Origin of the sequence: Paenibacillus sp. 598K (genome assembly GCF_003851045.1) — a bacterium.
Taxonomy (GTDB): Bacteria; Bacillota; Bacilli; order Paenibacillales; family Paenibacillaceae; genus Paenibacillus_D.
The window spans coordinates 1-1,402 of the sequence record NZ_BFBX01000055.1 but is presented as its reverse complement, the minus strand read 5'-3'; the positions used below and the strand labels follow the sequence as shown (position 1 = coordinate 1,402).

Annotated in this window: 1 protein-coding gene; it reads right to left on the bottom strand. The window is 56.8% G+C overall.

The genetic code is table 11. From position 1 onward, the window contains the following. Positions 1 to 418: 418 nt before the first annotated feature. The gene (locus PA598K_RS16660) at positions 419 to 1,195 is read right to left on the bottom strand and encodes a phosphotransferase enzyme family protein (protein WP_128658053.1); all 777 of its coding nucleotides are present in this window, start codon (positions 1,193 to 1,195) and stop codon (positions 419 to 421) included. Positions 1,196 to 1,402 lie beyond the last annotated feature (207 nt).

Here is a 1,402-nt window from a genome sequence, read left to right as displayed (position 1 = left end):
GGTGCTGTTGTGCTGGAAATGAAGCGGGCCGCTCCAGCCCCCTCGGGGGCTGGAAATTGGCCTAAAACTAGGTTCTAAAGATACTATACGAGGGGGATCGCGTATGACACTTCCAGAATGGTTTGTACAAGCGGTTCGGGAGAGGATGAGCATGCTCTATACGAGCGCGGAGGAGGTTACAAATACATTTGAGCAGGATGCTGCACAGATGAATGGGGAGGGGGATGCGGTCACTCCAATGGAAGCTCCGGCTGGAGCGACCGTCGGACCGAATCAAGGCGAGCCTCTGCGCTCGCAGCAGAGACTAGCCGATGAGCGGATGTATATTCAAGGTGTGAAAGACGGCCTTCAATTGGCTATCGCCATATTAGATCCTCCCCCCGACTCAAAACAGGACAGACGCGCCGGGAGGGGGCAGCTATAGCTTGATCTGCCCCTCATGCTCCCTCAAATAATCCATATCGTCCCAATACACTTGCAGATGCCCGGCCTGAATATGCTGCTGGAAGTCCTCGTTGCCTTGGGCAGCCTCCTGCTGCATGTAGTCGATCAGGCTAGTCAGGCGGCGCAGGAGCATGGGGACGAACGACTGCCGCTCCGCCGCGTCCATCCCATAAGCGTCCAGGAACAGCCGGGCCTTGCGGAGCTGCTCCTCCAGCCCGATCGCGGACTCGCTGCGCGCCGGATCGGTGAAGGGGACCCAGCGGTAGATCGCATAGGCGACATCCCACATCCTCGGCCCGGGATGCAGCGTGTCAAAGTCGATGATCCCGACCGGTTGGCCTCCGGAGATCGTTACATTGTATGGCGCATAGTCGCCGTGGCACATCACCTCTGCGGGCTGCTGCGCCGGCAGCATCCAGGGCTCATTCCCCTCGAGCCGGGCCACATACTTCGCGCTGTGGTTGTGGAATCTCGCCAGCAGCTCCGCGGCCGAGACGAGCACCGCATCCTGTAGCAGCAGCTCAGGCAGTGGATCGTTGTACACTTCTCCGGGCATATACGACACGATCTCCTGCTGCTGTTCATTGATCCCATAGGGCATCGGCACGAAGTCCGCTCCGTCCACATGCAGGAAGCGCAGGAAGCGGTGGACCGCCGGTGTCCACACATTGGCCGGGCGGATGACGACATCATCCTGACGACTGATTTTGCCGATCCTGCCGCCGGTGAGCTCCTCTTTGTTGTTTTCCAATTTAGATTCCCTCCCGAGCTTCTCATTGTCTTCTTTATCCACCTAGGCCGAGAATACTCCCATCTTCTATAAGCAGGAGATGAATCGGTGGTTTTTATTTTTTAAAAGCGAACATATGTGCTATTATTAGGGAAATAGACCTTCAAATAAGGAGGCTGGTTCGTCCATGCTTAGACATAAGGCGCTCAAGTTCCGCCTCTATCCGAA